Genomic DNA, 2,724 nt, shown 5'->3' with positions numbered 1-2,724 from the left:
ACTGACCGGCACGCTCGACCACTTCGCCCAGGCCGAGCCGGCGGAGGCCGACCGCCCGGGCCGCGAGGAGCCGCCTCCGCAGAGCGCGGCCGGCTCCCCGCCGCCCGCCCACCCCGGCTGACCCGCGCCCGCGGCCGGCCCGGCGGCGGTGCGCCGGGCCGCCCTTCGCGGCACGCCGGGAGGCTGCGACAATGCCACGATGAGCGACGACGAACCGGAAGTGACCGCCACGGTGGTCGAGGGCGTCCGGGTGGTGCGGGCCGGCGGCGAGTTCGACCCCGACGAGGCCGAGACCCTGGGCGACGCCCTGGCCGTGCACCGGGCCGGCGAGGCGCTCGGCGTGGTGCTGGAGCTGTCGCGGGTCACCTTCGCCGACTCCTCCTTCCTGCACGTGCTCATCGACGCCCGGCTGCGCCACCGCGAGGCCGGTGTCCCCCTGGTGCTGGCCGCGCCGGACCCCCTGGTCCTGCGCCTGCTGGAGATGACCGACACCGCCCGCGTCTTCACCGTCGCCCCCACCCTGGGCGACGCCCTCACGGCCGTCCGCCGGGCGCGCAGCGACGGTCACCCGGTCCGGTGACGGCCGACACGGCGTACCCGGGGCGCGGGCGGGCAGCCGGACAGGGAGCGAGAGCGGCCGCGACGACCGCGCAGGAGGGACGCATGACGACCGAACGGACGGCCACCGACCGCGAGACCCCCGCCAACGCGGCCGCCGCCCGCGACCGCGTACGCGGGCTGCTGGCGGCCTCGGCCGCCGACCTGCCGTCCGCGGTGGTCAACGACGTCCTGCTGGTCACCTCGGAGCTGGTCACCAACGCGCTGCGGCACGGCGGCGGGCTCACCGCCTTCGACGCCGCGCTCACCGGGGACGCCGTCGTCGTCAGCGTCACCGACACCTCCCCGCACCCGCCGCGCAGCGGGGGCGGATCCGTCACCACCCCCGGCGGCTTCGGCTGGCCCCTGGTGCAGCGGCTGAGCCGGGAGGTCGGCGTCGAGCCCGCCGGCCCGGGGAAGACCATCACGGCGGTCGTGGCGCTGGGAGACGCCCCCGCCCCGCCCGACGCCGACTGAGCGCCCCCGGGGCCCCGTCAGGCGGGCGGGTCGAGGGCGCCGTACGGCAGTCCGAGGGCCTGCTCGGCGGTGGTCACCGCCATCCGGCCCACCGCCTCCGGCAGGTCGGCTGTGTCGCGCCCGCCGCTCGCGCCCAGGCCGTCGAGCACCACGAGGATGTGGACGGCCGCCACCACCGGCTCCGCGGCCCGGAACTCCCCGCACGCCACGCCGTCCTCGACCAGCGCGGTCAGCCGCCCGCGCCAGGCGCCCTCCTGGACGAGCACCCGGTGGCGCAGCGCGGGACGGTAGCGGGCGAGGTGGCGGGCGTTGATCCAGAGCCGGGTGACGTCGTCGTACGCCGGGCCGCATGTCCGCGCCAGGAAGGCGGCGAGGTGCTGGCGCGGCGAGGCGCCGGCCCGGTCGGCGGACAGCAGCACCTCCAGCTCCGCGCTCGCCGCGCTGCCGAACGCCTCCGCGACCAGGTCCTCGGCTGCCGGGAAGTAGTGGCTGATCAGTCCGGGGCGCACGCCGAGCGCCTCGGCGACCCGGCGCAGGGTGACGCACTCCAGCCCGTCGGCCAGCGCGATGGCGGCGGAGGCGGCGACGATCTCCGCCCGCCGCTCGGCGGGCTGCTTGCGGACCCTGGTCCGCTGGACGCTTGACGGCATGGACCGGATGCTATTGAGAGGCCGACCAACAAGCAAGGCGGGGCCGGCCGGCCGCTCACCCCCCGCTCTGGATGTCGCCGGTCGTGGAGGTGGTGACCACGCTGCGGTGCACCGCGTCGCCCGGCGGGATGCCCGGGTGATGGGCGGCGCCGTGGGCCGGGGTGCGGGGCGCGCCCGGGTCGAGGGCGAGATGGGAGACGATGCGGTAGCGGTCACCGCGGTAGACCGAGCGCACGTACTCCACCGGGCGGCCCCCGTCGTCCGTGGTCAGCCGCTCGATCAGCAGCGCGGGGGACAGCTCCGGCACGCCCAGCACCTCCGCCTCCGCCTCGTTGACCACGGTCGGCTCGATGGACTGCACGGCACTGCGCACCCGTACGCCGTGGTGCTCGCGCAAGTGGTCGTAGAGGTCGCCGGACTCCAGCTCGGCCGGGGTCAGCGAGGGCACCACCGCCGCCGGGATGTGCAGGTGCTCGATGGCCATCGGCTCGCCGTCCACCAGCCGCATCCGGGCCGCGTACAGCAGGGCCGCGGCGGGGGAGAGGCGCAGCCGGCGCCCCAGCCGCGCCCCGGCGGTGATCGTGGTCAGCTCCAGCAGCCGGCTGGACCAGGCGCCGCCCGCCCGGGGCACCGCCATGGTGCCGTCCGCCCCGCCCAGCTGCTGGGTGATCTTCGCTCGGGCCACATACGTCCCCCGACCCTGCTCGCGCACCAGCAGCCCGGTGCCGACCAGGCCGTCCACCGCCGCGCGCAACGTCGGCCGGGAGACGCCCAGTTCGGCACAGAGCGCCCGCTCGGCTGGGATCGCGTCACCCGGCTGGAGCGTCTCCACCAGGCCGAGCAGCCAGTCCCGCACCCGCTCGCGCTTCAGGACCCCGTCGGGTGCGCCGTGCCCGCCCCACCGGGTTACCATGCGCCGTACAGGCTTTACCAGTTGGCCGGAGGTGAGGTTCGATGGGCGGGCACGGCGCACCCGACGGGGTCCTGAAGCGCGAGCGGG

The 2,724-nt window shown here is 76.9% G+C and carries 4 protein-coding genes; 2 read left to right on the top strand and 2 right to left on the bottom strand.

Going from position 1 to position 2,724, the window contains the following annotated elements; translation table 11 throughout:
* The first annotated feature begins 199 nt into the window (after window positions 1-199).
* Window positions 200-580 carry an STAS domain-containing protein gene (locus C6N75_RS21105; protein ID WP_105870480.1) on the top strand — a complete coding sequence of 127 codons (381 nt, stop codon included), beginning with the start codon at window positions 200-202 and terminating at the stop codon, window positions 578-580.
* Window positions 581-663: 83 nt separating this feature from the next.
* The gene (locus tag C6N75_RS21100) at window positions 664-1,074 is read left to right on the top strand and encodes an ATP-binding protein (protein WP_105870479.1); all 411 of its coding nucleotides are present in this window, start codon (window positions 664-666) and stop codon (window positions 1,072-1,074) included.
* Window positions 1,075-1,091: 17 nt separating this feature from the next.
* On the opposite strand, the gene C6N75_RS21095 is transcribed toward C6N75_RS21100, so the two are convergent.
* Both C6N75_RS21095 and C6N75_RS21090 read right to left on the bottom strand, forming a co-directional pair.
* Window positions 1,092-1,724 carry a TetR/AcrR family transcriptional regulator gene (locus C6N75_RS21095; RefSeq protein WP_105870478.1) on the bottom strand — a complete coding sequence of 211 codons (633 nt, stop codon included), beginning with the start codon at window positions 1,722-1,724 and terminating at the stop codon, window positions 1,092-1,094.
* 55 nt (window positions 1,725-1,779) lie between these two features.
* Entirely contained in the window at window positions 1,780-2,637 is an 858-nt protein-coding gene (locus C6N75_RS21090) for a GntR family transcriptional regulator (protein ID WP_105870477.1), read from the bottom strand.
* Between the last annotated feature and the right edge of the window lie 87 nt (window positions 2,638-2,724).

Origin of the sequence: Streptomyces solincola (genome assembly GCF_002982015.1) — a bacterium.
GTDB lineage: Bacteria > Actinomycetota > Actinomycetes > Streptomycetales > Streptomycetaceae > Streptomyces > Streptomyces solincola.
The sequence above is the reverse complement of the archived record's forward strand: the minus strand, read 5'-3'. Positions and strand labels throughout refer to the sequence as shown.